24 protein-coding genes and 1 tRNA gene are annotated in these 24,495 nt (G+C 69.9%); 9 read left to right on the top strand and 16 right to left on the bottom strand.

Annotation, left to right across the window (positions count from 1 at the left end):
- Nucleotides 1-9: 9 nt before the first annotated feature.
- On the top strand, nucleotides 10-1,071 hold the full coding sequence (locus ACZ7PG_RS20850; protein WP_470240651.1) for a DNA polymerase III subunit beta: 1,062 nt from the start codon (nucleotides 10-12) through the stop codon (nucleotides 1,069-1,071).
- Here ACZ7PG_RS20850 and ACZ7PG_RS20845 read toward each other — a convergent pair.
- Complete coding sequence (locus tag ACZ7PG_RS20845) at nucleotides 1,061-1,972, bottom strand: hypothetical protein (protein ID WP_470240650.1); 912 nt, start codon at nucleotides 1,970-1,972, stop codon at nucleotides 1,061-1,063. The genes ACZ7PG_RS20850 and ACZ7PG_RS20845 overlap by 11 nt on opposite strands.
- Before the next feature lie 31 nt (nucleotides 1,973-2,003).
- Entirely contained in the window at nucleotides 2,004-2,969 is a 966-nt protein-coding gene (locus ACZ7PG_RS20840) for an Lrp/AsnC family transcriptional regulator (RefSeq protein WP_470240649.1), read from the bottom strand.
- Nucleotides 2,970-3,052: 83 nt separating this feature from the next.
- Here ACZ7PG_RS20840 and ACZ7PG_RS20835 point away from each other — a divergent pair, with 83 nt between their 5' ends.
- Entirely contained in the window at nucleotides 3,053-3,871 is an 819-nt protein-coding gene (locus tag ACZ7PG_RS20835; protein ID WP_470240648.1) for a VOC family protein, read from the top strand.
- On the top strand, nucleotides 3,868-5,049 hold the full coding sequence (locus ACZ7PG_RS20830) for a carboxylesterase family protein (protein WP_470240647.1): 1,182 nt from the start codon (nucleotides 3,868-3,870) through the stop codon (nucleotides 5,047-5,049). The genes ACZ7PG_RS20835 and ACZ7PG_RS20830 overlap by 4 nt, the downstream gene beginning before the upstream one ends.
- Here ACZ7PG_RS20830 and ACZ7PG_RS20825 read toward each other — a convergent pair.
- The 7 genes from ACZ7PG_RS20825 to ACZ7PG_RS20795 form a co-directional block, all read right to left on the bottom strand.
- Nucleotides 5,030-5,281 (bottom strand): glutaredoxin family protein, encoded by a 252-nt coding sequence (locus tag ACZ7PG_RS20825; protein WP_470240646.1) that lies wholly within the window; start codon nucleotides 5,279-5,281, stop codon nucleotides 5,030-5,032. The genes ACZ7PG_RS20830 and ACZ7PG_RS20825 overlap by 20 nt on opposite strands.
- Nucleotides 5,278-6,048: an MBL fold metallo-hydrolase gene (locus ACZ7PG_RS20820; RefSeq protein ID WP_470240645.1), complete on the bottom strand. Its 771-nt coding sequence runs from the start codon at nucleotides 6,046-6,048 to the stop codon at nucleotides 5,278-5,280. The genes ACZ7PG_RS20825 and ACZ7PG_RS20820 overlap by 4 nt, the downstream gene beginning before the upstream one ends.
- The gene (locus ACZ7PG_RS20815) at nucleotides 6,045-6,863 is read right to left on the bottom strand and encodes an NUDIX hydrolase (protein WP_470240644.1); all 819 of its coding nucleotides are present in this window, start codon (nucleotides 6,861-6,863) and stop codon (nucleotides 6,045-6,047) included. Before ACZ7PG_RS20815 ends, ACZ7PG_RS20820 begins: the two co-directional genes overlap by 4 nt.
- Nucleotides 6,864-6,972: 109 nt before the next feature.
- The gene (locus tag ACZ7PG_RS20810; protein ID WP_470240643.1) at nucleotides 6,973-8,124 is read right to left on the bottom strand and encodes a hypothetical protein; all 1,152 of its coding nucleotides are present in this window, start codon (nucleotides 8,122-8,124) and stop codon (nucleotides 6,973-6,975) included.
- Nucleotides 8,125-8,160: 36 nt separating this feature from the next.
- The gene (locus tag ACZ7PG_RS20805) at nucleotides 8,161-8,787 is read right to left on the bottom strand and encodes a hypothetical protein (RefSeq protein ID WP_155547846.1); all 627 of its coding nucleotides are present in this window, start codon (nucleotides 8,785-8,787) and stop codon (nucleotides 8,161-8,163) included.
- Nucleotides 8,787-9,242 carry a RidA family protein gene (locus ACZ7PG_RS20800; protein WP_449674245.1) on the bottom strand — a complete coding sequence of 152 codons (456 nt, stop codon included), beginning with the start codon at nucleotides 9,240-9,242 and terminating at the stop codon, nucleotides 8,787-8,789. The genes ACZ7PG_RS20805 and ACZ7PG_RS20800 overlap by 1 nt, the downstream gene beginning before the upstream one ends.
- A 4-nt stretch (nucleotides 9,243-9,246) precedes the next feature.
- Entirely contained in the window at nucleotides 9,247-9,408 is a 162-nt protein-coding gene (locus ACZ7PG_RS20795; protein ID WP_086679227.1) for a DUF4177 domain-containing protein, read from the bottom strand.
- 152 nt (nucleotides 9,409-9,560) lie between these two features.
- Here ACZ7PG_RS20795 and ACZ7PG_RS20790 point away from each other — a divergent pair, with 152 nt between their 5' ends.
- From ACZ7PG_RS20790 to bagB, 3 genes are read left to right on the top strand one after another with little or no spacing between them, the layout of a single operon-like run.
- Nucleotides 9,561-9,809 (top strand): hypothetical protein, encoded by a 249-nt coding sequence (locus ACZ7PG_RS20790; protein ID WP_470240642.1) that lies wholly within the window; start codon nucleotides 9,561-9,563, stop codon nucleotides 9,807-9,809.
- Nucleotides 9,810-9,830: 21 nt separating this feature from the next.
- Complete coding sequence (bagA, locus tag ACZ7PG_RS20785) at nucleotides 9,831-10,838, top strand: ATPase BagA (protein WP_470240641.1); 1,008 nt, start codon at nucleotides 9,831-9,833, stop codon at nucleotides 10,836-10,838.
- Nucleotides 10,835-11,944 carry an ATPase BagB gene (gene bagB, locus ACZ7PG_RS20780; RefSeq protein ID WP_470240640.1) on the top strand — a complete coding sequence of 370 codons (1,110 nt, stop codon included), beginning with the start codon at nucleotides 10,835-10,837 and terminating at the stop codon, nucleotides 11,942-11,944. The genes bagA and bagB overlap by 4 nt, the downstream gene beginning before the upstream one ends.
- Before the next feature lie 46 nt (nucleotides 11,945-11,990).
- On the opposite strand, the gene ACZ7PG_RS20775 is transcribed toward bagB, so the two are convergent.
- On the bottom strand, nucleotides 11,991-12,287 hold the full coding sequence (locus tag ACZ7PG_RS20775; RefSeq protein WP_470240639.1) for a WhiB family transcriptional regulator: 297 nt from the start codon (nucleotides 12,285-12,287) through the stop codon (nucleotides 11,991-11,993).
- A gap of 342 nt (nucleotides 12,288-12,629) precedes the next feature.
- Here ACZ7PG_RS20775 and ACZ7PG_RS20770 point away from each other — a divergent pair, with 342 nt between their 5' ends.
- Nucleotides 12,630-14,801, top strand: coding sequence for a transglycosylase domain-containing protein (locus ACZ7PG_RS20770; RefSeq protein WP_470240638.1), 2,172 nt, complete (start codon nucleotides 12,630-12,632; stop codon nucleotides 14,799-14,801).
- Between the two features lie 52 nt (nucleotides 14,802-14,853).
- Here the strand turns inward: ACZ7PG_RS20770 and ACZ7PG_RS20765 are convergent, their stop codons facing one another.
- From ACZ7PG_RS20765 to ACZ7PG_RS20745, 5 genes are all read right to left on the bottom strand, one after another.
- Nucleotides 14,854-15,381 (bottom strand): hypothetical protein, encoded by a 528-nt coding sequence (locus tag ACZ7PG_RS20765; RefSeq protein ID WP_470240637.1) that lies wholly within the window; start codon nucleotides 15,379-15,381, stop codon nucleotides 14,854-14,856.
- A gap of 28 nt (nucleotides 15,382-15,409) precedes the next feature.
- Nucleotides 15,410-15,928 (bottom strand): hypothetical protein, encoded by a 519-nt coding sequence (locus ACZ7PG_RS20760; protein ID WP_470240636.1) that lies wholly within the window; start codon nucleotides 15,926-15,928, stop codon nucleotides 15,410-15,412.
- Nucleotides 15,929-15,944: 16 nt separating this feature from the next.
- A complete protein-coding gene (locus ACZ7PG_RS20755; protein ID WP_470240635.1) occupies nucleotides 15,945-16,349 on the bottom strand; it encodes a hypothetical protein in 405 nt (134 codons plus the stop codon).
- Nucleotides 16,350-16,374: 25 nt separating this feature from the next.
- Nucleotides 16,375-20,331: a golvesin C-terminal-like domain-containing protein gene (locus ACZ7PG_RS20750; protein WP_470240634.1), complete on the bottom strand. Its 3,957-nt coding sequence runs from the start codon at nucleotides 20,329-20,331 to the stop codon at nucleotides 16,375-16,377.
- 322 nt (nucleotides 20,332-20,653) lie between these two features.
- The gene (locus tag ACZ7PG_RS20745; protein WP_470240633.1) at nucleotides 20,654-22,474 is read right to left on the bottom strand and encodes a serine/threonine-protein kinase; all 1,821 of its coding nucleotides are present in this window, start codon (nucleotides 22,472-22,474) and stop codon (nucleotides 20,654-20,656) included.
- Between the two features lie 117 nt (nucleotides 22,475-22,591).
- Here ACZ7PG_RS20745 and ACZ7PG_RS20740 point away from each other — a divergent pair, with 117 nt between their 5' ends.
- Nucleotides 22,592-23,572 (top strand): metallophosphoesterase, encoded by a 981-nt coding sequence (locus tag ACZ7PG_RS20740; RefSeq protein WP_470240632.1) that lies wholly within the window; start codon nucleotides 22,592-22,594, stop codon nucleotides 23,570-23,572.
- Between the two features lie 29 nt (nucleotides 23,573-23,601).
- Nucleotides 23,602-23,675, top strand: a tRNA-Pro gene (locus ACZ7PG_RS20735).
- A gap of 52 nt (nucleotides 23,676-23,727) precedes the next feature.
- Here the strand turns inward: ACZ7PG_RS20735 and ACZ7PG_RS20730 are convergent.
- On the bottom strand, nucleotides 23,728-24,492 hold the full coding sequence (locus ACZ7PG_RS20730; protein WP_470240631.1) for a class I SAM-dependent methyltransferase: 765 nt from the start codon (nucleotides 24,490-24,492) through the stop codon (nucleotides 23,728-23,730).
- Nucleotides 24,493-24,495 lie beyond the last annotated feature (3 nt).

The raw sequence follows: 24,495 nt of genomic DNA, 5'->3' as shown, positions 1-24,495 counted from the left end.
TTGCGGGGCATGGACGTCACCGCGCCTGCCCACCGCCTCTCGGCGGCCGTCTCCGCCGCTTCACGACTGCTGCCGGCTCGCTCCGGCCTGCGGTTGCGGGCGGACGCGGCGGGGCTGACGGTCGCCGGGAGCGACCCGGACCTCGCCGTCCGGTTCGACTGCCCGGCGACCACTCACACCGACGGGGCGGTCGCCGTCCCCGCGGCACCGCTGGCCGAGACGCTCCGAATGCTCGACACGGACTTGGTGCGCCTGGTCGTCGAGGGCAGCCGCCTGGCCCTGCGGCTCGACAACGCCCGGTTCGCGCTACCCCTCCTCGGGGCGCTCGCTTCAGCACCGGCTCTCGAGCCGCCCCGAGTGTCCGAAGTAGACGGAGCAGCGTTCGCGTCGGCGTTGCGGATCGTCGCGGGAACGGCGTCGAAGGACGACCCGCTGCCATTGTTCACGGGCGTCCGGGTGCAGGCGGCCGACCGCCTGACACTGACGGCGTCCGACCGCTACCGGATGGCGGTGGCCCGGCTGCCCTTGCGTGCGCCGGGCTCGCTGGACGTGCTGGTGCCGGCAACGTTGCTGACCGAGGCGGCGCGTCAGGCGAAGGGCGTGGTGGGGCTGCACGCGGGTCCGGGCCGTTTCGGCTTGAGCTGGGAGGGCGGCTTGGTGGGCACGGCGGTCCTCGACGCGGGGTTCTTGTCGGAGGACTCGATCCCATCGGGCGCGGTCGACACAACGGTGACGCTGGACGCGGACGCCCTGGCGGCGGCGGTTCGTCGTGTCGGGGTGTACGCGGAGGATCGCCGGGTGCTGACCTTGGAGGTCGGGGACGCCGGAGTCCGTTTGGCGAGTGCGCGCCAGGACACGGGAGAGGCGGAGGAGACGCTGAAGGCGGAGGTTTCCGGCGGCCGGACATCGCCGTCGTTCCAGGCGAGGTACTTGCTGGACGCTTTGCAGGCGTTCGGCGGTTCGCGGGTGGAGCTGTCGATCCAGCCGGGGATGCGGGCGTGCGTCCTGCGGGCCGAGGAGCCCAGGGAGGTGGAGCTGACTTACTACCTGATGCCGATGCTCAGCCGATGATCTCGGTCAGATCCCGGACGACGACGTCGGCCGCCGGTCCGGCGGTGAACTGGCTGACCGTCAGCGCTCTTCCGAAACGCTGCTCGTAGGCGTCGCGAAGGTTCGGTGCTGAGCGGCCGAGCATCCGCTCGACCGTCGAGGTGCTGGTCCGCAGGAAGTCGAGCGGCAGGCGACCGAACACGTACAGCTCGGCGCGACGCTCGCCACGCTTGAGGACCAGGCCGGCCAGGTCGGCGACGAGCAAGCGTTTGCGCATCGTGTCACCGCCTTTCCAACGGGCCGTTTTGAACTCGGCCACCCGGCGGTGGGTCTCGAGGCCGAACGGGCGATCCGGATCGTTCCCCGAGGCCAGCGACGGGCGCCGGACGATGCGCTCGCCCGGTTCGAGGATCTTCGGCAGCGCCCGGACGATCGTCGCCGCGTGGATGAGGTCGTTGACGCGCCCGGCGTGCTGCCGCACCAGCAGCGCAGCCTGAAGCAGCTCGTCGGTCATGCCGCCGTTCAAGCCACCGACATTCCCGAGCTGGGCTCCCTCCAGCCGCTGTTCGACTCGGCGGATGCGAGTGCTCAGGTCTTCGACGGTCAGGAAATCGACGAGGGACGCGAAGGCTTCCCCCGGTGCGGTATCGCGCTGAACATCGGATTCCTGCGGCAGCGGGCTGGTCGGAAAGCCGAGCCGGCGGAGGTGGCGGATCGCCGTGTGCGAGATGAACTCCGTCCGCGACACCCCGAGGGCGCGCTCGAAGAGCTGCCTCGGCGGCCAGCGCTGGTCTCCGACAGCGACCCAGTGCGTGCGGATCGGCTCCGGTCCGCCTCGGGCCGCCGCGCTCAGGACCTGGGCTCGGCTCAGCCGGTGTTGCTCGCCGTTCAAGATGAAGTCGATCGCGCGGTCGTCGTCCACAGGCAGTGAGTCGCCGAGTGGCTTGATCCCGCTACACCGGTGCCAGCGTGCCGAAGCGTTTCAATGTGCGGATCATCGGGGCCGTCTCCACCTGCTGGACTCCCGCCAGCCCGCCCAGGTCGTCGGCCAAGTATGCGTACAGCGCCGCGTCGTCGGGGCAGCCTACGTTCGCCACCAGGTTCGATGGGCCCGTTGTCGCCGCCGCGAACGCCACCTGGGGGTGTGTTGCCAGCGCTCGGCCCGTCGACTCCAACTCCGAGGGCGCCACCGTCAGCCAGAGCGTCGCCGTCAGGGGGTAGCCCAGTAGGGCCGCGTCCACCTCCACGTCGAAGTACAGCGCTCCCGACTCGCACAACGCCGACAGGCGACGGCGGACCGTCGACTCCGATCGGCCCGCGGCCGCCGTCAATGTCGACATGTCGGCTCGGCCGTCCTGGGCCAACGCCGTCAGCAAACCCAAGTCGCCCGGTTCCGGGCGGTACGGGGAAGCGACCGGTGAACGGCTCAACGCAGCGACCTGCGAAGCCGACAACGCACTCGAACGACCGGACCACCCCGCCGGCCCGCCCGCGAAACGGCGCAGCAGCCGGTACGCCGTCATCGACACCACCCGCGGCGTGCGGGGCAGCTGGCCCAGCAACAACCCGTCCGTCTCCTCGCGCAACGGCGCCCGGATGAAGCACGCGATCTCCGTGCCGCCGGACATCAGGCTCACCCACTGCGTGTCCGGCCGCCGGGCCAGGGCCGCCGCGATCGGCGCCGCCGCGTCCGGGACGCAGCGCAGGCGGACCAGCCAATGGACCTGCCCCAGCGGCGCCGCCTCCGGGACGCCCACCACCCGCAGCACCCCGGACGACCGCAGCTTCCGGTACCGGCGCGCCACCGTCTGGTCCGAGACGCCCAGCACCGACGCGATCGTGCTGAACGACGCCCGGCCGTCCAGCTGCAGCGCGTGCGCCAAGCGACGGTCGAGGTCGTCGAGCAGGCCGGATTCCACCAGATCAGCCTAGGCAATGTCGGAATCCGCGCACAATCCGCGACCGAGCGGAAGAAAAGAACACCGAGCTCCACCCTGAAGACATGAACATCGACCACACCGTCTTCCTGACCAGGGCCTACGACGAAACCTGGCGGCGCTACGAGCAGCTCGGCTTCACGCTCAGCCCGCCGTCACGCCACTTCGCGTCCGCCAGCGACGACACCGAGCCCGTCCCGAGCTGCACGGCGAACCGCTGCGCCTACTTCGGCGGCTCGTTCCTCGAGTTCATCGGCATCGTCGACGAAGCCGCCGGCGACCCCTGGCGGGTGCTGCCGATCCTGGACGCCCGCGGCGACGGCCTCCACGGCTGCTCCTTCGCCGACGACTCCGAAGAGGCGTCGAAAAGGCTCAGCGAAGCCGGCCTCTCGAACTCCGGCGTGCTGAAGCTGGAACGCGACGTCGAACTGCCCGAAGGCACGCGCACCGCACGCTTCCGCAGCGTCCACATCTGCCGCGACCGGACGCCCGAAGGCATCCTCCACACCGCCGAGCACCTCACCCCGGAGTACGTCCACCAGCCGCGCTACCTCGACCACCCCAACGGCGCCCGCGGGATCGCCGGGATCGTCCTGGTCGTCCCCGATGCCGAGATCGGCGCCTATCAGCAGCGCTACGACGTCATCACCAACGGGCAGCAGCTCGTCGACATCGTCGGCGTGAGCGAGCTCGGCACCGTCCTGCCGGGGGAAACCCCGAAAGCGCTGCCATACTTCGCCGCGCACGGCGTCCTGGTCGCGGATCTTGCGAAAGCGCGCGAGCTGATCGAGGAGCACGTCCCGACCACCAGCCGCGGCAACGGGTTCTTCGTCCGGGCCGCGGACGCGGCAGGCGCCGCACTGTACTTCGAGGAGGCACGATGATCGTCGAAACCACGACCGGCCGGATCCGGGGAACCGAAGGCGCGTTCCGCGGAATCCCTTTCGCCACCGCGAAACGCTTCGAGGCGCCGGAGAAGCCGAAGCCGTGGACCGGCGTCCGGGACGCGCTCGAGCCCGGCCCCGCGGCGCCGCAGCCGCCGTCACGCCTGGAGCACGCCCTCGGGCCGATGCCCCTGCCGCAGAGCGAGGACTGCCTGTCGCTCAACGTCTTCACGCCGTCGGCCACCGGGAGCCGCCCGGTGCTGGTGTGGATCCACGGCGGCGGGTTCTCCAGCGGCTCGGGCGCCCAGGTCTGGTACACCGGCACGCGCCTGGCCCGCGACGCCGACGCCGTCGTCGTGACGCTCAACTACCGCCTCGGCGCACTCGGTTTCCTTTGCGCACAGGGGATCCCGCCCAACCTCGGCATCGCCGACCAGCTCGCCGCGCTCGAATGGGTCCGCGACAACATCTCCGCGTTCGGCGGGAACCCCGCCGACGTCACCCTCGGCGGACAGTCGGCCGGGGCGCAGTCGACGCTCGCCCTGTGGTCGGCGCCGCGCGCCCGGGGTCTCGTCAAACGGATCGCGCTACAGAGCGCACCCCTCGGCATGCGACCGTCCACCTGGGACGATGCGAGTCAGAACGCGTTGCTGCTGCAGCAAGAACTCGGCGACGACCTCCGCACAGCGCCGACGCAGCAGCTACTGGAAGCCCAGCTCAGGGTCGCGGCCAAGACAGCGAAGCCCGGCTCCCTCGAGCCGCCGTTCCAGCTGGTCGCCGACGGCGACCTCGTCGCGGAGGACCTCATCGAGGCCGCCCCGGCGGGTTCGGCGCTCATCAGCTCGACGAAAGACGAGCTGCGTGCGTTCGCGCCCGACGCGCCGGAAGAAACCGCCGAAGCCGCGAACCGCTACTTCATCAGTGAAACGCTGACCGAGAAGCTCGACGCCTTCGTCTACCGCTTCGAGTGGGAGGCACCGGGAAACCGGTTCAAGGCGTGCCACTGCATCGACCTCCCGTTCCTCTTCGGGACCCACGGTGTCTGGGACGCGCCGATGCTCGAAGGCGCGCCGAAGGGACTCGAAGAGGAAACCGGGCTTCGCGAAGTCTGGGCCGCCTTCCTGCACGGAAAGCGGCCCAGCCCGGCGTGGGACGGGATCAGGCCGATGCGGCCTTGACCGCGGCCTCGACCTCGGCGAAGGAGGGGTTGACCATGGCGGTCGACCCGACGATCACGGTCGGGACCGTCTCGTTCCCGTTCGCGACCTCGCGCACGCGCGCGGCCGCGGACGGGTCCTCCCAGATGTTGATCTTCCGGATGTTGAAGCCGCTCCTCGACATCGGCCGGTCGAGCGCGGCGCAGAACCCGCACCCCGGCCGCCAGTAGAACTCGACCTCGACGTTGCTCATCCCTGTTCCTCCGACCGCAAGTAGTCCAGCTGCGCCTGCACGCTCCACTCGGCCGGCGCCCACAGCGCCTGGTCGACGTCGGCGTACACGACCTCGACGACCTGGCGCGGAGTGGCCTCCGCACCCAGTGTCTTCAGAGCCGAACGCACCTGGTCGAGCCGCTGTTCCCGATGGGCAAGGTACTCGCGGGCGGTCGCGGGGAGATCGAGGAGCTCCGGACCGTGGCCGGGCAGCCCGAGCGTGCCGGCCGGGAGCTCGATCAGCTTCCGCAGCGAGCGCAGGTAGTCACCCAGGTCGTGCAGCACCGTGGTGCCGCGCCCGAGGATGGTGTCGCCGGTCAGCACCTGGCCGTCGAGCAGCAGCGACACCGAGTCGTCGGTGTGGCCGGGCGTGTGCAGCACGCGGATCGACAGACCGCCGGCGGAGATCTCTTCCCCGTCCACAAAGGACTCGGCCGAAACGCACAGCGAAGGGTCGAAGGCCCGCACCGGTGCGCCTACGCGCTCGGCGAACCATGGCGCACCCTCGGCGTGATCGGGGTGGAAGTGCGTGAGGAGCACCAGCTCCACCGAACCGGCCGCGGCCAGCAGCTCGAGGTGCTCGAGATCGCGGTAGCCGGGATCGACGACGACCGCCGGGTCCGACGGCGTCGCCCGCAGCACCCAGCTGTTGGTGCCTTCGAGCGTCATCGACGACGGGTTGTTCTCCAGCAGCACCGACGCCGTCGGGGACACCTGGCGCAGCACGCCGTACGCGGGGGCGCTCATCGCTGCTCCAGCACGACGCGGACGTGGTCGTTCTCACGCACCAGGGTCGGGGCGATCCGGACGATCTCGCGCGGCGCGGCCAGCACGTCGTCGGCCGTGGCGAACTCGGCCAGCTCGCTCAGCGTCAGCCAGGTCGGCGGCATGAGCATGCGGCGGCCTTCGCGCGCGTCGGCGATGGCGTCCTCGGGGCGCTGCCAGCCGGAGCTCGACGCCTCCGACGTCGCGCCGTCCGCCTCCTGGCCTTCGGGCAGCTTCGCGACGTAGAACCGGGTGTCGTAACGGCGCGGCTCCTGCTCGGGCGTGATCCAGTGCGCCCACGGCCGCAGCAGGTCGGCTCGCAGCGTCAGCCCGGCGTCGGCGAGGAACGCGGCGAGCGAGACTTCGCGCGTCTCCAGGGCCTGGCGGGCGGCCGCGTACGGCGTGACGTCGGTGAGCACCGCGTCCGCGCTGCCCGCGAGCAGCACGCCGGACTCTTCGAACGTCTCGCGCACGGCCGCGCAGGTCAGCGCCCGCGCGAGAGCATCGTCACAGCCGAAGCGCGAAGCCCACCACGACGGCTCCGGACCGGCCCACGCGACCGACGCGTCGGCGTCGCGCTGGTCGACGCCGCCGCCCGGGAAGACGGTCATCCCGCCCGCGAACGGCATGCCCTTGACCCGGTGCTGCAGGAAGATCTCGACGCCGTCGGCGCCGTCCCGGACCAGGATCACGGTGGCCGCGTGCTTGGGGACGGCGGGCGGCCCGTCGGCGTTGGCGCGGGTGGCTACCCCGGCACCGACGGGGATGTCGAAGACAAACTCCTTTGGCTGCTCCACCCGGGAAACATACCTCCGGACCCCGACGTTCCGTCGCGCAGTTGTGGCGTCTCAGACAGTGAAAAGGCGGTGTCTCCCGGGGGAGACACCGCCTTCTCGCGAAAGAGGACTAAGGAGCGGTCCAACCGCGCTGGTCGCCGCCGGAGCGGGAAGCGCCGTTGAGCCGCATCTTCGCCGCCTCGGCGCGCTCGCGCTCGGCCAGCTCCGCGTGCAGCTCACGCAGCAGTGCCCGGTCGCGCTCGCTCAGGCTCGGGTCGTCCAGATCCAGCGCCGGCAGCTCGACGACCTCGTGCATCGACGGCTTGCCCGCGGCGATCTCGCGGCCCTTCTCCGGGTCCTCGGCCAGCGCCTGCCGCAGCTGCGCGACCTCGGCCGGAGTCAGGTCGGCGGTGCGCTCCGCCCGCGACTCGGTCCGCTCGGACGACCGCTCCGACCGCGACTGGCGGGGCGGCTCCGGAGCGGGCGGCGGCGACACGATCGGCACCACCGGGGCGACGGGCTCCGGCGGGGTCGTCGTGACGGCGCTCGACCGCATGCTGTGCCTGCTGCCCGAAGACTCCGCGACCGGTTCGGCCTTCACCGCGGCCGGCGCCTTGACCGGCTCGGGCCGGTACACCGACGCCGTCGACGTCGTGCTCCCGGTCACCCAGGCCGGCGACGCGGCCGCCGAAGCGGCCTGGTGGTACTCGGAATGCGCGACGCCGGGTCCGCTGACCTCGACGACGGAGTGGATCCCGGCCCGGCGCAGCGCCGTGTCGACGCGGAACGCGACGGCCGGCGGGTTGCCCTCCGGCCCCAGCTCCACGAGCACCACTCGCTGCGGAAGCGCGCCCGGCACGCTGCCGGCGGGTGTGTTGCGCCACACCGCGTGCACCGAGCGGACGTCCGGCAGCACCTGCAGGGTCCGGTCGAGCGCCTCGGCGATGCCGAACTCCGGGGAGTTCTCGCCGCTGAACCGGTGCGTGCTGACCGGCTCGGCCTCGTCGACCAGCAGGTCGTTCGCCAGTGTGGCGTCCGACCGGCTCATCTCGAGCACCAGCGCCAGCTCCCGCTGCTCGGCGGAGCTGACCGGGATCCGGCCCGCGATGAGCGTGCCGGTGGTCAGCTCGACCGCCTCATCGATGTGCGCGCGAGCGATCAGCTCACGCGCCTCGGTGAGCGCGCTGTCGTCGATCCGGCCCGCCAGGGCCAGCAACAGGTTGTGCAGGCGCAGGGGCACCGAGAACCCGTCCATGGGCGGGCCGTCGTGGACCTCCACCATTGCCTTGCTCCCTCCCAGCTCGCTGGCGGGCGAGCGCTATGCGGCTACTAGCCGGGTCCCCGTCACCGCGCCCACGCAGACCAGCTCCGAATCGGCCAGCGCGGCCCGGTGATATCCCGGCAGGTCGAAGCGCGGCGGAATGACCTCGACGCTGGGCTCTTCGTCGCCCAGAACGCGCAGCACCCGCTGCAGTTCGCCGGTCAACCTCGGCAGACCGTTCAGCGCGGTGATCAGCAGCACGCGCTTGGCCGTGCCCTGCCCGACCACACCGACGTGTCGCCAGCTTTGCCGCACTTCCCCCACGTCCGGGCGACCTCGCAACGTTGCGTGGATCAACACGGACACGGAGTCGACCGAGTTAACCCATTCGGGCGCACTCGACGTGAATGTGTACCGGTTCTCGGTGACGTCGTCTACCCCCAGCGTCGAACTGACCTGGTGCCAGTCGGCGCCGTGCGGGATGAGCCCGGCCACGAGCAGGCGGTACTCCGTCTGGTCGAGGTCAATCCTGTGCTTAAGCAAAGACCTCGGCAGGGTCCGGGCGAGCGTGCCCATGGCGCCCTCGCCGAGCCAGTCGCGGAACCGCCACAGCAGCTGGTCGGGCAGCCGCCCGGCCAGCCGGAGCAGCAGCTCGTGGGTGGACTGCTCGATGTCCGGATCCATCACTGCACCTCCACGATCAGTTCGACCTCCACCGGCGAGCCGATGGGCAGCTCCGCGACGCCGACGGCCGACCGGGCGTGGATGCCCGCGTCGCCGAAGACCTCGCCGAGGAGCTCGGACGCGCCGTTGACGACCGCGGGCTGGCCGGTGAAGCCCTCCGCGGAAGCCACGAAGCCGACAACCTTGACGATCCGCGCGACGTTGTCAATGCCGACCAGTGCGTGCACGGCCGCGAGCGCGTTGAGCGCCGACGTGCGGGCGTGACCCTTCGCCTCTTCGGGGCTGATCTCCGCGCCGACCTTGCCGGTCGCGGCGAGGACGCCGTCGACGAAGGGCAGCTGACCGGAGGTGTAGACGTGCTGGCCGCTCCGCACGGCGGGCACGTAAGCGGCCAGCGGGGCGGCCACGCCGGGCAGCTCGATGCCGAGCTCCTTCAGCCGTTCGCTCCAGCTCACGGGGTCAGCCCTTCGGACGCTTGAGGTACGCGACGTGCTGCTCGCCCGTCGGGTTCGGCAGCACGGTGACCAGTTCCCAGCCGTCCTCGCCCCACTGGTCGAGGATCTGCTTCGTGGCGTGGATCAGCAGAGGGACGGTCGCGTACTCCCACTTGGTGGCGCTCATGAACCGGGAGCGTAGCCAAGCGGGCAAGACCGCCGGGGGCCACCGCCGGGTTAACCCGCGCGACGCGCCGGGAGTGTGGCCGACTTCACAGCCCGTCACGCGGCGCCCTCAAGTTCGTGAACGCGCCCCTCGCGGCCCGCTAGCGTGGGCCCGTGGAAACGTGGCGCGTGATCGCGGCGGCGCTGCTCGCGGCGGCCGGGCTGCCCCTGGTGCTCGTGGTGATGGCGAAGGTGCGCGACCGGACGCAGAGCTCCGGCCAGGTCGCCCTCGGCGGCGTGGTGACCCTCACGCTGCTGGTCGTCCTGGGCGTGCTGATGATCACCGTGCTGCCGGGTCTCGCGGCGTGGCTGCTGGTCGCGGGGGTGGCCGCTGCGGTCAGCGTCATGCTGCTGGCCAGCTGAGCACTGATTTAGGGTGAAGTGGTGACCACTTCCCATGCCGGCTGGACCGACGAGCTTGCCCGCGCCCGGCTGCACTTCGTCACCGGCAAGGGCGGGACCGGCAAGACGACGCTCGCGGCGGCGCTCGGCCTCGCGCTCGCCCGCGAAGGCCGGCGCGTGCTGCTCATCGAGGTCGAGGGCCGCCAGGGCATCGCCCAGCTCTTCGACACCGAGCCGCTGCCCTACGCCGAGCAGCGCATCGCCGCCGTCCCCGGCGGGGGCGAGCTGCGCGCGCTGCACATCGACGTCGAAGCCGCGCTGCTCGAGTACTTCGAGATGTTCTACAACCTGGGCTTCGCCGGCCGGACGCTGCGGCGGATGGGCGCGATCGAGTTCGCGACCACCCTCGCGCCGGGCCTGCGGGACGTCCTGCTCACCGGGAAGATCAAGGAGTGCGTCGGCCGCACGGAGTCCGACGGGCGGCACACCTACGACGCCGTCGTCGTCGACTCGCCGCCGACCGGCCGCGTCGTCAAGTTCCTCGACGTCACCAAGGCCTTGACCGACCTCGCGAAGACCGGCCCGATCCGCGGCCAGGCCGAAGGGGTCGTGCGGCTGCTGCACTCCGGGGAGACCGTGATCCACCTGGCCACGCTGCTGGAGGAAATGCCGGTCCGCGAGACCGTCGAAGCCGTGGCCGAGCTGGACGGCGCCGACCTGCGCCCGGGCGCGGTGCTCGTCAACCGGGTCAGACCGCCGCGGCTGCCCGCGCGCTCGGTGACGGCCGCCGCGGACGGGCGCGTCGACGCCTCCCGCGTCCGCTCCGGGCTCGCGTCGGCCGGGCTGAAGCTGCCGGAAGACACCTTGGACGCCCTCGTCGAGGAGACCGTCGAACACGCCGTGCGGGTCGCGGCCGAGCAGCGGGCGCGCGAGCAGCTCGCCGAGGCCGACCTGCCCACCCTCGAGCTGCCGGACCTCACCGACGGCGTCGACGTCGCGGCCCTCTACGACCTGGCCGAGGCCCTGACCGACCAGGGGGTGCGGGTGTGACCACCATCGACATCGACGCGCTGCTCGACGACCCGGAGAGCCGCGTGATCGTCTGCTGCGGCTCCGGCGGCGTCGGCAAGACGACGACGGCCGCGGCGCTGGCCCTGCGCGCGGCCGAGCGCGGCCGCCAGACCGTCGTGCTGACGATCGACCCCGCGCGGCGCCTGGCGCAGGCGCTCGGCCTGCGCGAGCTGGGCAACCACCCGAAGCAGGTGCGGGTCGAGGGGTTCGAGCCCAAGGGCGAGCTGTGGGCGATGATGCTCGACATGCGCCGCACGTTCGACGACATGGTGCGCGTGCACGCCGGCCCCGAGCGCGCTGAGCAGCTGCTGCAGAACCCCTTCTACCAGACCATTTCCACGTCGTTCTCCGGCACGCAGGAGTACATGGCGATGGAGAAGCTGGGCCAGCTCGCGGCGTCCGGCGACTGGGACCTGATCATCGTCGACACCCCGCCGAGCCGGTCCGCCTTGGACTTCCTCGACGCGCCGACACGGCTGTCATCGGCGTTGGACGGCCGCATGATCCGCCTGCTGACGGGCCCGGCGAAGGCCGGCGGCTGGGGTCTGCGCAAGGTCGTCAACGCGGGCTTCTCGATGTTCGCGAAGGCGGTCTCGACGATCATCGGCGGCCAGCTGCTGACCGACGCGTCGGCGTTCATGCAGGCGTTCGACAGCATGTTCGGCGGCTTCCGCGAGCGCGCCCGCAAGACGGCCGAGCTGCTGCGCTCGTCGGGGACGTCGTTCCTGGTGGTGGCCGCCCCGGAGCCGGACGCGCTGCGCGAGGCGTCCTACTTCGTCGAGCGGCTGTCGTCGGAGTCGATGCCGCTGGCCGGGCTGATCGCGAACCGGACGCACCCGGTGCTGGCTTCGCTTTCGGGGTCCGAGGCGCGCACCGCGGCGGACTCCTTGCAGGGTGCGCCTTTGGCCGAAGCGGTGCTGAGGCTGCACGCGGACCGCGTCGACCTGGCGGCGCGCGAGGAGAGGCTGCTGGCCCGGTTCACCCGGGCACACCCCGAGGTGGCGCTGGCCCGGGTGCCGGCGTTGGCCGGTGACGTGCACGACCTGGAGGGGCTGCGCGACATCGGCGTGAAGCTCGCCGGCTGAGCGGTGCGGGTAGCGCGGCAGCAGGACCGCGCCACCCGCGACCGCCTCAGCCGACTTCCACCCGCTCTTCCGCGTCCCGTTTGGCCGCGTCCAGCAGGTCCGCCCAGCTGACCACGTCGGGGCGGCGGCGCAGCAGTGCCCGCCGTTCCCGCTCGGTCATGCCTCCCCACACGCCGAAGTTGATCCGGCCGTCGAGTGCTTCGGCGAGGCATTCCGTCCGGACCGGGCAGCCCAGGCAGACCGCCTTGGCCCGGTTCTGCTCCGCGCCCCGGACGAACAACCCGTCCGGGTCGGCGTCCCGGCAGGACGCGTTCATTCGCCAGCTCGACTGGTTGGTTTCCATACCCCCAGCTCCCTACCCTGGTGATCGACGCACCAGCGGGGAAAGGCACTGCGCTCCTTGCCCCCGCGAGCGTGTCTCCCTCTGCTCACGTCGGTTCCGGGCACCTCCCCGGTGCCGGTGCCGCCGTTCGGACCAGGCGAGCTCCCACCCGCGTTGATCCATCCGACGGCTTGTCTTCGTGAGACGTTGACGGACTGTAGGGGCCGTCGGTTCCCCCCGTCGAGACCTAGAATGCCTTCCGTTACCAGATGTCACCGAAGGGGGTCGGTTTTGTCACTGATTTCACACTTGCGGAGACAGGGCGTCACCGTGACCTGACCTGTCCCGGGTAGCCTGGCCCTCGTGCGAAAAGCGGATGGTTTGTTCAAGCTCATCGGCCTCTGCCTGCTCGCGGGGGTGCTCGTCGCCGGCATGCTCTTCCCGGTCGTGGGGGCCGCCGGTGTCATGTCCAACCAGGCCAGCGAGACGGTGGAGAAGACGTCTTCGGACCTCGCCGACATCCCTCCGCCACTGGTCACGACGGTCACGGACAGCACCGGGAAGCCGATCGCGACGCTGTACGACCAGTACCGGCTGCCGGTCACCCCGGACCAGATCAACGAGGCCATGAAGTGGGCCCTGGTCTCGGTCGAGGACAAGCGGTTCTACGACCACCACGGCGTCGACTGGCAGGGCACGCTGCGCGCGGCCGTCAGCAACAGCACCGGCGCGGACACGCAGGGCGCGTCGACGCTGACCCAGCAGTACACCAAGAACTACCTGATCAACGTCGTCTACCGGAACGACCCGGTCGGTCAGAAGAAGGCCCAGGAGCAGTCGGTCGCCCGCAAGCTGAAGGAAGCGCGGATCGCGATCCAGCTCGAGACGAAGCTGAGCAAGCAGCAGATCCTCGCCGGCTACCTGAACATCGTCGAGTTCTCCCGGCAGATCTACGGGATCGGCGCCGCCGCGCACGCGTACTTCAACACCACGCCGGAGAAGCTCACGGTGCCGCAGGCGGCGCTGCTGGCCGGCCTGGTGAACAACCCGATCAACAACGACCCGTGGAAGCACGCCGACAAGGCCACCGCGCGCCGCAACCTCGTCCTCGACCGGATGGTGGAGAACAAGAAGCTGGCCAAGGCCGACGCCGACCGCTTCAAGGGCGAGCCGCTGGGCGTCGTGCCGGACTTCCCGGCCAAGCCGGCGGCCAACTGCATCGGCGCGGGCCCGGAGCAGGGGTTCTTCTGCCAGTACGTCGAGGACTACCTGATCAAGTCCGGGATGACGAAGGACCAGCTCTACACCGGCGGCTACACGATCAAGACCACGCTGGACGAACGCGCCAACCACGAGGCGAAGGTCTCGGCCGAGGCGCAGGTGAAAAAGACCCAGCCGTACGTGGCGAACACGCTGTCCTTGATCAGACCGGGCAAGGAGCGGCACGAGGTGGTCGCGCTGGCCGCGAACCGCGACTACGGCCAGAACCAGGACGAAGGCCAGACGACGTACGCACTGCCCACCGGCGTCTACAACACCGGTGGCGCGGGGTCGACGTACAAGATCTTCACGTCGGCCGCGGCGCTCGAAAAGGGCGTGGCGGGGATCTACTCTCCGGTGCAGGTGCCCGACTCCTACACCTCGCACGTTTTCCTCGGAGGTGCGAAGACCTGTCCGAAGGCCGGCAACTCGAACTGGTATTGCGTCGGGAACGCCGGTGACTACAGCCGGATCGCCCAGGGCGCAACCTTGCAGACCGCCCTGGCAACCTCGCCCAACACGGCGTTCGTGGAACTCGAGGACCGGCTGGGAAGCACGGCCCCCGGCATCGACATGGCCAAGCGGCTCGGCATGCGCGACACGATGGCGAGCAACATCGGCGGCGGCACGGTCGACCCGAAGTCGGACAAGGCGGAGAAGAGCCAGAGCCAGGCCGAGTACTACGGCCCGCGCCCGGGCTGGGCGGGCTTCGGCGCGTTCACCCTGGGCTTCAGCCCGCTGAGTGGCCTGGAGCTGGGCAACGTCGCCGCGACGATCCTGTCCGGCGGCGTCTGGTGCCCGCCGACGCCGATCGCGGGCGTGACCGACCGCAACGGCGCGCCGGTGCCGGTCAAGGAAGCTCCGTGCGAACAGGCGGTGCCCGAAGGCCTGGCGAACACCCTCGCCGTCGGCATGAGCAAGGACGACCAGCCCGGCGGCGGCACATCGGCCGGCGCGGCGAGCGCCGTCGGCTGGAACCGGCCGATCATCGGCAAGACGGGGACGACCCAGGGCAACGTCTCGGCGACGTTCGTCGGCGGCACCCCGCAGATGGCGGGAGCGGCGATGACGTTCAAGTTCGGCGGCGGCCAGGGTGGTATCTGCGACTACGGTCCCGGCAACGTCCGAGTTTGCGGCAGCGGCGGCAACATCTTCGGCGGCAAGGCGCCGGCGCGCACGTGGTTCGGGGCGATGAAGAACATCATGGACGCCAGTCAGCCGGTGTTGCCCCTGCCACAACCGGATCCCCAGTACATGGGTGGTCCCGGGCGCTAACGGTCATGACGTCGAAGGAGGGCCCGCGCGAAACGCGCGGGCCCTCCTTCGGTCAGTACCAGCCGGTGAGGATCTGCTGGCCGTTGTGGTAGCCGCCCGCCCGGAACACCCAGCTCGTGCTCGGGTTCGTCAGCTGCGCCGCGGAAGTGATGCTGGCCTTGTTCTTCGGGTTGCCGAAAGGACCGCACTGGAGCCAGGTCCGCCCACCGTCGCGTGACCAGTCCATCCACACCGTGCCGGTTACCGGTATGTCCCAGGTGCCGGTCCACAACTCGGCGTACCCGCGCGTCCGCCCGCCGAAGGTGCCGAAGAACAGGTTCACCCGGGTCCCGTCGGACCAATAGAGCTCGGGTCCGACCGGCCGGTAGTCGGCAGCCCCGTCGTCCGAAATGTCGACGAAACCGTTGGCGCCGCCGGCGCAGTCACCAGCACTCGCCGACGCCGTGCCGGCCGGCACGACCACGGCCGCCATCGCCGCGATCGCGGCAGCAAGAAAAGCAACTCTGACGGAGACGATTCCCATAAGTAGCCTCGATTCAACAATTGCTATACAATGCCGGAATTCGACCAAGGAGAGCACACCGAGCCACCTTTTATTCGAGGGTGACTCAACACCAGGGAATAGGAAGCACACTTCCTGGGTAGTCGATGTAGTAGCTGGCCATCCACCCGGTCGTCCACAGGCCGCTGCTGCCGGGGTAATAGACATCAACGGCGAGCCAATTCGGATTGCCGCCGACGGTCTGACCGGCCTTTTGACAGCGCGGCACCAAGCCCCAGTCCGGGTTGATCACCTGCTGGACCAGGTTGCAGTTCGTGGTCGACGGATACCGGTCGCAGTCCGCCCAGCGCACTTCATCGCCGTTGCGGACGTTCACGCCATACGCCCAGGTGTGATACCTGGCCGCGGCGGTCACCTTGACGGCCGGTTGTGCCGCGTCGGCCACAGGAACACCAACCACAGCAGCGGACGCCATCAGCACGCCGACGATTGACGAAGCTCGCAGGAACCCGAGGATCTTCATTCTCACCTCATCGGTTGTCGAAATACGGAAAATTTGGGCGATCAATACACCGCTCAGGCGAATGAGCAAAAAGAATGAAATACAGATCCGGTCAGCCGACACGGCAGTCGCAATCAATTCAGAATTTCGGGCAACCAGGCAAACGACTGTAGGGGACAGAAATTGCGGCGCCGGCCGTCGACAAGTCGAAGGCATAGCAGACTTGGTTCGAATCCTGGGGATTCAGCTGGACAGTCACGTTGATCCCAGCTTCGTCCCGCCCGATCCGCAACGCCGTCGCACCGGTGGCCATCACCGCACGGCGAATCGGGTCGTCGGTGGCTCGTTCGGCTTCGGTCAGCCCGCCGAGCCGCCCCGCGATCTTCGCGGGCTCGGAACCGTCCCCGGGCACCACCGGGAGATGGTCCTGCACGCTTTCCTCCGAACCGCCTGAAACTGCGGCGAAGAGGTACACGAATCCGACCACCCCGCCCACGACGACTGCGAAACCCAGCCAGAGAGCAGCGACCAGCAGCGGACTCATCGGCCGTCGAGGTGTGGTCACCGGATCAGCTCGGGTAGTGGATTTCGACAAACCGCTTCTCCATCAGGTGAGCATAGCCCGTCGTACCGTCCGAATTGGGGTGGAACATCTCGCGGCTCAGACAAGCTCCGGCGACCGCGATGCAGGCCTGCGAGGGCTTGTCGCCAACGTGGAAGTCTCCCTCCCCGTTGGGGCCCACGACGATCTTGTTGATCCATTCGGGGTCGTCGCACCCACTGTGCCCGACAAAATCGTTGATCGGATCGGCCGTGTCGACCGTGATGCTCTCCCCTCTCAGCTGGTTGACGACCTCGGCTTCCTTGTCTCGGACGTAGCTGGTCAACTCCGCGATCGCGTGGACCTCGGTCAGATCGAAGTACAGAGAACCGGCGCACTTGACCGTACGGCTGAGCGGTTCCGGGTACGCCACCAGCACGATGCGCGCGTTCGGAGCTTCGGTGTGGATGGCACGGATGGTGTCAGCGATCCGCGTCTTCGTCCGATCGAAGATCGTCTTGTACTTCGGCAGGTAACCGCTGTCATCGGCGCAGTTGCCGAGGCCGGCGCAATCCATGAGGGCGTTCGTGAACGCGCCTTCGTCGTTGCCGCCGATGGACAAGGTCACCAGGGTCGTTTCCGGGGTGAGAACACCGGACTTGACCTGGTTGATCTCGTGGAACTGACCCTCACCCGTCTCGTACTTCTCCGGCTGTTGCCAGGACGTCGGCACCGTCCCCGATCCGTTCCACCTCCCGGAGACGTTCCACGTCCAAGCCCCGGAACAAGCGACGAACCCGAGTTCGTTGTTCGTGTTCCACTGGTCCGCGAGAGTGCCCAGCGCGCCGCCCGAGCCGGGGATCACCATCTTGCGTGGCCAGGCGTTGGCGCTGCGGCGGCAGGCGTTCCACTCCGCGTTGCCGTGGTTGGCGTCGCTCTCCTTCGCGTAGTTGCCGGCGCCTTCCCCTGACGAGTAGGAGTCACCCAGCGCCGCGACGATGTTCGCCGGCTTGCCGGGCAGCGGCTGGAAAGCGATCGCGTCCCAGGCGACGTCCAGGTCGCCGGTGCCGTCCTCGGTCTGCGAGCTCATCGTGACGCTCGGCTGCCCGGCGAACGGGTATACCCCGACCGACACCCAGCCGTTGCGCTGGATCTGCTGGTTGACGTACCGGTGGCGGCTCTGCCCGTTGCCGAGGTTGATGTCGTAGCGCGCCTGCTGCGTCTGCGCGCCGACGTCCGGCAGGTGGACCATCAGCCTGGCCCACGCGTTCAGCGGGTTCGTGAGTGACCAGGTTCCGGTCGCCTTCAGCCTGCCGCCCTCGACCGCGGACGTGCGGGTGTGGCTGAAGTAGAAGTGGCCGCCGAATCCGCCGCCGAACTGGTGGGTGTCGACCTTCCCCGGGTAGTGCCCGGTGCCGTCGTCGGAATAGCTAAGCTGGAAACTGCCCGCGTTCGTCCAGTTCTGGGCACAGTTGTTCCGCACAGGTGGGGCGCCGTTGGCGTCGTCGATGATCAGCGCGTTCGACGGTAGGCCGGCAGTGCTGCAGTTCGGCGGATAGCTGTCGGCGTCGTCCTGGTAAGCGTAGCCGGGATCGAACCGCAGCACCTCGAAACCGCACGACGAGTTGCAGTCCGCCTTCCACGAGTTGGACTGGTGGTACCAGCACTTGAGGTCGAACTTCGTGCCCGTCTTGTGCGCACACGGGCCGGCCGGCTCGCCGACGACGTTGTCCGGGTCGTCCGGGCCGGTGCCGGCGTAGTCCGGCAGGTTCTTCTCACCCGGGTGGCAGTCGTTGCTGACGTCGCAGAACTGGTTCACCGGCGGCTTGACCGATGCCCGCAAGCTGTCGTTGAGCCACCACGAGGGCCGAAACCCGGCGACCATGGTGCCCGGTGTTTCGATCAGGTTGGGTGGGTGCCCGGCCCAGCCCAGCACCTTCTCCGGGTACGGCCAGTCCTGGGGGTGTGCCGCGTCGGCGTAGGTGGTCTCGAGAAACGGCTGCCTGCTGGCGGGGAAGTGCGGGTTCGCGGGGTTGTTGCCCCAGCCGAGGCCCCACGGCGCCGAACCCGACGCGGGGTGGAAGCCGGAGTTGTAGGCCCAGATGGCGAAGAACCAGTTCTCGATGTGGGAGACGTCGCCATTGTTGACGATCAGGTTCGCACCGCGGACCTCATTCCATTTGGCCGAGAGGATCTGGGCGCCCGCCGCAATGTTGGCGGCAAAGTCCAACGCCACGGCACGCTGCGTCTGGTACGGCCATGCGGTGTCGGCCGGCCCCTTCTCCCGGCCGGCCAGTCGCATGTGATCGGTCACCTGGGTGACGCCGTACCCGCAGTCGGCCTTCGCCCAGTCGATCGTCCAGTCGTCGGCCTCGGTGCCGTTGTAGTAGTTGATCCCGTAGTAGTTGCCGATCAGCGGATTGCCTGTGGTCCCCGGCACCGAGGACCGCGCAGCCTGCCACATGTTCGACTCCTGCGCCGTGATGCCCAGCATCACCTGCGCGGGCACGAACCCACCACCGGCCAGATCGACCTTCGGAAACAGGCCTTGAGGCGTGTAGGCCGGCATACCGAGGTTTTTCCAATTCGCCGGTCGCTGGACTGTCAAAGTGCCGTGGAGAGCCTGGTCGACAGCCCATTCGACCTGCCGGGGCTTCGGCTGCATCGCCTGGTTCCGCGGGTCGTTGCGGGGCACGCTGCAGTAACGATCAGCCAGATCGGACGGATCGGTGGGGCTGCCGTTGGTGGTCGCGCGAGCCGGCACCCCGGCACCGGGGCTGCTCTCCCGGCCGGCCGCGGGCGCGGCGCCCGTTTCGGCGGCGAGGGTGATCTGCTTGTTGTTCGCCAGCACCGTGGCGGTGATGTTGACGGCCTGGGCGGCCTCGGGGTCGGCCGGCGCCACCCGCGGATCAGGCACTCCCGGCCTGGCGACGTCGGTCACCGCCAGCCTGCCTTCGGTGGATACGGTCGCGTCCTTGGTGACGTCGAGCAGCGAGACGGCGGCGGGCAGCGTCGCCCCGGTCGCCTTCTTCTCGCCGGTCACGTAGACGCGTCCGCCGCGACCTGAGGTCACGCCCAGCGCCGTCCGCGCCCCGGTGGCGAGCGTCTGCGTGCGCACCGAACCGTCACCGCCGATCACGGCACGCCGCGCCTTCGCGTTCTCCGTCCCGTCGTGGTCGAGGTAGACGACACCGCCGTCGGCGTCGGCCGCCAGCGCGTAGGGCACGCCGGAAGCCGGCGCGACCCGTTGCAGCACACCCTGGTCGGTGACGCGGACGAGAGCGTCAGCAGTCGCGCCGATCAAGCCGTGCGTCGTGGGCACCGCCGAAGTCAGCTGTCCGGCGACGTCGACCGGCGCGGCGATCTTGCCGGAGGCCGCGTCCAAGCGCAGCAGCCTCGTCTTCCCGAGGTCTTCGTCGCCGGCCTGGGTGAGAACGGCCGTGTCGCCGACCCCGCACGACGGGTTGAAATAGGCGAGACTGGTCCGGATCGGCAGCTTCCGGACCGAGCCGGTGTCGAGGTCGACCACAGCGGTGAATGCACCGCGGTCGAAGAGTTCGGCCTTGTTGGTGAACGTGCGTGGCGCGTAGGCGACGACCGCGCGGTGGGCCGACCCGGTCACGCAGACGTTGCCGATCCACATGTCGGTGTCGAAGCCCGGCTCGGCGAGCGTGGCGACCGTTCGCCACTCGTAAGCCTTTGCTTCGTCGGCGATCAGGAGGTGGAAACCATCAGCGTCACCACTGGTCGTCCAGGCCCGGTCGGCGGAACGTTCCCAGCCGGCGGCAAGCGTGCCTGCCCGCTCGCTGGGCGCGACACTGCGAGCGGCAACCTTCGAAGGGGCCGCGACCTTGGTGTCGACGTCCGGGCCCGGCGTGTTCGGCGCGGCCGAGACCGGCCCGGCGGCGGCACCGGTGACCGAGAGCGCGACCGCGAGCGCGGCCGTCCATCTGAGTCGTGGCGAACGTGGGCGACTGAGTTTCACTGATCCCCCTATGCCGAGATACACCAACCAGGAAAGGACACAGCCGAATGGCGTCTGCTGGATTGTCAGCAGCAAGGATTGGTAACGGAAAACACACCCAAAAGGCCCGTTCGAGCGCTACAAAATAGCTACCGAAGAACATCGGCAGTCCATGATCCCCTCCTAGATGGTATTCAGCCAGTTCGCTGATCAACGTTCAATAGACCACCCGAGTGAGAGCAGCGTACGGACCAGCAGCGATGCTCCGATTGGCTCGCGAGGCCACGACTCGCGATGCCGCGAGCCAGGCTTCCCGGTGACCGGGATTCGAGGATCCGGCACGTCAGCTCTGCGGCATGTCCGACAGGATCTTGGTGTTCCACCACTGGTAGAGCTTGTCGAGCTCGTCGTTGTTCGTGACCTTTGTGGACAGCAGGGTGCCGGCGACCAACGTCGACTTCTCCGTCCACACCAGCTGGGCCGGGTCGCCCAGGAAGCACGTCAGGAACTCGCCCGGGATCGGGTTGCGGACCTCCGCGCGGTAGTACGTGCCCCAGATCTTCGGGTACGTCTTCGGGCGGCATGCGCCCTGGGCGTCGTTGCGGGTCAGGCCCTGGGTCTTCACGATGTTCTGGAAGAACGCGTCCATCGCCGCCGCGTCGGCGAAGCGTAGGAACTTCGCCCCGGTCGGCTGCTGGAACACGACGTTGCCGATCTTCACGTCGCCGACGTTCGAGTCCGTGCACTCGACCGCGGCCGCCGCGCCGGCCGGCACCGCCGCGTCTTGACACGTGTATTGCTTGTAGACGGCGGGAAGCGCGGCGTAGAGCTTCTCGTCGTGGGCCGGCTTCGTTTCCGAAGTGGACGGTGGTGGCGTCGACTTCTCCGTGCTCGTCCCGGGCGTCGACGACGTCGGCGGGTCGACGGTCACGGGCGTCGACGGGCCGCCGGTCTGCGTCGTCTTGTCCCTGGTCACCACGTACGTGATCACCAGCGCGACCACGACCACCCCGGCGAGCACGGCGCACAACGCGATCCACCGGTTCCGCTGGGACTTCGCCGCGCGAGGTGGCTGCCGCGGCGGGATCGGGGCGCTCCGCGGACCGGTGGGCGGACCGGCGTAGATCCCCGACGGCGGGCCGGCGTACGTCCCCGTCGGCGGGCCGGCGTACGTCCCCGTCGGCGGGCCGGCGTACGTCCCCGTCGGCGGGCCGCCGTAGGACGCGGTCGGCATCGGCGTGGCCCGCGGCGGGGTCGAGGGCGGGGACATGGGCGGGGTCATCGGTGCCGCGAGGGTGGGCGGGTTCACCGGCCCCGGCAGGGTCTTCTGCCACGTCGGGATCGGCGGTGCCGGCGCGGTCACCGCGGCCCGGACCGCGGCGGCGAACGCACCCGCTGTCGGGTACCGGTGGGCGGGGTCCTTCGCCATGCCGCGCGCCACCACCGCGTCCAGCGCCGGCGGGGTGCCCGGCCGCTCCTGCGAAAGCACCGGCGGCGGCGCGTTCAGGTGCGCGCCCATCTGCGCGGCCGCGCCCTCCGCCTGGAACGGGCGGTGCCCGGTGAGGCACTCGAAGAACACGCACGCGAGCGCGTAGACGTCGACGAGCCCGGTGATCGGCGCGTCGCCGAAGCGTTCCGGCGCCATGTAGTCGAGCGTGCCGATCACGTTGCCGGTGCCCGTGATCGACGTGCCCTCGGCCGTCATCGACCGCGCGATGCCGAAGTCCACGAGGTACACGAAGTCGCTGCTCGTCACTAGCACGTTGGACGGCTTGACGTCCCGGTGCACCAGGCCGTCCTCGTGGGCGGCGTCGAGCGCGCCCGCGACCTGCTCGACGAGCCCCACCGCCCGCTCGGGCGTCAGTGGGCCGTCCTCGAGCAGCTCCTTCAGGTCCTTGCCCTCGACGAGCCGCATGTCGAGGTACAGCTGCCCGTCGATTTCGCCGTACGCGTGGATCGGGATCACGTGCGGCTCGCGCAGCCGCGCGACGATCTGCGACTCGCGGCGGAACCGCGCGCGGAACGCCTCGTCGCCCGCGTTCGGCCCGGACAGCAGCTTCAGCGCGACGACCCGGTCGTGCGCCGTGTCGTACGCGCGGTGGACCTCGCCCATGCCCCCTCGGCCGAGCAGGCCCTCGATCCGGTACGGCCCGAACTGCTCCATCGTTCTCCCCAACCCCCCGGTTGGAAACCCTTCATCGGGCCGACGCAAATGCTAAGCCGCAGGTTCCCCGTAACGGCGGCGAAGTCACCCAACCGTTGAGCACGTATCCTGGACTCCGTGAGCACGCTCAGTAACAAATCCACGTCGGGGGTGAAGGCGGCCCGCCTCGCCGCGGGGACGCTGGCGCTCGGCGCCGCGACCCTCGGTTACGCCGTCGGCATCGAACGGCGCCACTGGACCCTGCGCACCGCCGAGCTCCCGGTGCTGGCGCCCGGGTCGCGGCCGTTCACCATCCTGCACGTCTCGGACCTGCACATGCTGCCGAGCCACCGCAGCAAGCAGCGCTGGGTCGCCGCGCTCGACGAGCTGAACCCCGACCTCGTCGTCAACACCGGCGACAACCTCTCGCACCGGCAGGCGGTCCCGTCCGTGCTGCGCGCGCTGGGCCCGCTGCTCGACCGTCCCGGGGTGTTCGTCTTCGGCAGCAACGACTACTACGCGCCGAAGCCCAAGAACCCAGCCCGCTACCTCATGCCGAAGGGCAAGAAGAAGCGCATCCACGGCGTCCAGCTGCCCTGGCGCGACCTGCGCGCGGCGTTCGTCGAGCACGGCTGGACCGACCTGACCCACGTCCGCCGGACGATCGACGTCGGCGGGCAGCCGGTGTTCGCGGCCGGCGTCGACGACCCCCACCTGCGCCGCGACCGCTACACCGACATCGCAGGCCCGGCCGACAGCGGCGCGGCGGTCCGCATCGGCGTCACGCACTCGCCGGAGCCCCGGGTGCTCGACACGTTCGCCACGGACGGTTACGACCTGGTGCTGGCGGGCCACACGCACGGCGGTCAGCTCCGGCTCCCGGGTTACGGCGCCTTGGTCACGAACTGTGAGCTGGATCGCACCCGCGCCCGCGGCGCCTCGCGCTGGGGCGCGCACATGTGGCTGCACGTTTCGGCCGGGCTGGGGACGTCGCCGTGGGCGCCGGCCCGGTTCGCGTGCCCGCCCGAGGCGAGCCTGTTGACCCTGGTCCCGCGCGGATCGGGCACGGCGAAACCCCGAAAGCTGGCCCCCCGGAAAGCCCGCGACACCGTCCGCTAGACTTCTCCACGACCCGTTAAGCAGTACCTCGGGGTGTGGCGCAGCTTGGTAGCGTGCCTCGTTCGGGTCGAGGAGGTCGTGGGTTCGAATCCCGCCACCCCGACGAGTAAGAGCCGGTGTCTTCGGACACCGGCTCTTCTGGTTTCAGCGCCGGTTCAGCGGGTCGCCGTCACTTCGACCCAGCATTGGCTGAAGTCGCCGTCGCCGCCGCGGGTCCAGACCCAGGCCGAGCGGGCCGCGCTCGCCAGCTGGTCCCGGTCGCGCCCCTCTTCCTTGAGCGCCGCCTCCAGCCGCGTCTCCACGTATCTCGCCAGGTCGCGGTAGCTCATGTCCGAGCGGTAGCGGGCTCTCGACACTATTTCCGTGAACCCCGCCGTCGCGCATTGCTCGGCGATCACGCGGCCCGCGAACGGGTTGCCGCCCGCCTGGCGGCGCAGCAGGTAATGGCCGCGAAGAGCCGCGTCGACGTTCGCCGTCTTCGGGCGCAACCGCGCTTTGCTCCAGTCCGAAGTGGACAACGCGAGCCGTCCGCCCGGCTTCAGGATCCGGTGCAGCTCGGCCAGCGCGTCCAAGGGTGCGGCCAGATGCTCGAACAAAGCGTGCGAGAACGCCACGTCCACGCTCGCGTCGGCGAAGGGCAGGTCGTACGCCGACGCCGCCACGAAGTCCACTGTGGACCTTCCGGCCCGGCGCGCGGCGGCCCGGGCGAGCGCGACCTGACCGGAGTCGAGGTCGATGCCCGTCACGCGCGACTCCGCCGCGAGACCGAGGGTGATCGAGCCGGGGCCGCAGCCGAGGTCGACCACCCACATTCCCGGCCCGAACAGCGGCTGGGCGAACGTCGCGCGCGCCGCCGCCGTGCGCGCGGACATCATCGAAACCGCGTCTCGCCCGTAGCCCGGCGCGTAACCCTCCAGCACCCC

The sequence above is a fragment of the Amycolatopsis sp. NPDC114504 genome (assembly GCF_055633595.1).
The sequence above is the reverse complement of the archived record's forward strand: the minus strand, read 5'-3'. Positions and strand labels throughout refer to the sequence as shown.

Coding starts and splice junctions, on each gene's coding strand:
- ACZ7PG_RS20755 (WP_470240635.1), bottom strand. CDS start 16,349: ATGAGTCCGCTGCTGGTCGCTGCTCTCTGGCTGGGTTTCGCAGTCGTC.
- ACZ7PG_RS20745 (WP_470240633.1), bottom strand. CDS start 22,474: ATGGAGCAGTTCGGGCCGTACCGGATCGAGGGCCTGCTCGGCCGAGGG.
- ACZ7PG_RS20810 (WP_470240643.1), bottom strand. CDS start 8,124: ATGGTGGAGGTCCACGACGGCCCGCCCATGGACGGGTTCTCGGTGCCC.
- ACZ7PG_RS20835 (WP_470240648.1), top strand. CDS start 3,053: ATGAACATCGACCACACCGTCTTCCTGACCAGGGCCTACGACGAAACC.
- ACZ7PG_RS20830 (WP_470240647.1), top strand. CDS start 3,868: ATGATCGTCGAAACCACGACCGGCCGGATCCGGGGAACCGAAGGCGCG.
- ACZ7PG_RS20775 (WP_470240639.1), bottom strand. CDS start 12,287: ATGGAAACCAACCAGTCGAGCTGGCGAATGAACGCGTCCTGCCGGGAC.
- ACZ7PG_RS20850 (WP_470240651.1), top strand. CDS start 10: ATGGACGTCACCGCGCCTGCCCACCGCCTCTCGGCGGCCGTCTCCGCC.
- ACZ7PG_RS20820 (WP_470240645.1), bottom strand. CDS start 6,048: ATGAGCGCCCCCGCGTACGGCGTGCTGCGCCAGGTGTCCCCGACGGCG.
- ACZ7PG_RS20805 (WP_155547846.1), bottom strand. CDS start 8,787: ATGGATCCGGACATCGAGCAGTCCACCCACGAGCTGCTGCTCCGGCTG.
- ACZ7PG_RS20795 (WP_086679227.1), bottom strand. CDS start 9,408: ATGAGCGCCACCAAGTGGGAGTACGCGACCGTCCCTCTGCTGATCCAC.
- ACZ7PG_RS20825 (WP_470240646.1), bottom strand. CDS start 5,281: ATGAGCAACGTCGAGGTCGAGTTCTACTGGCGGCCGGGGTGCGGGTTC.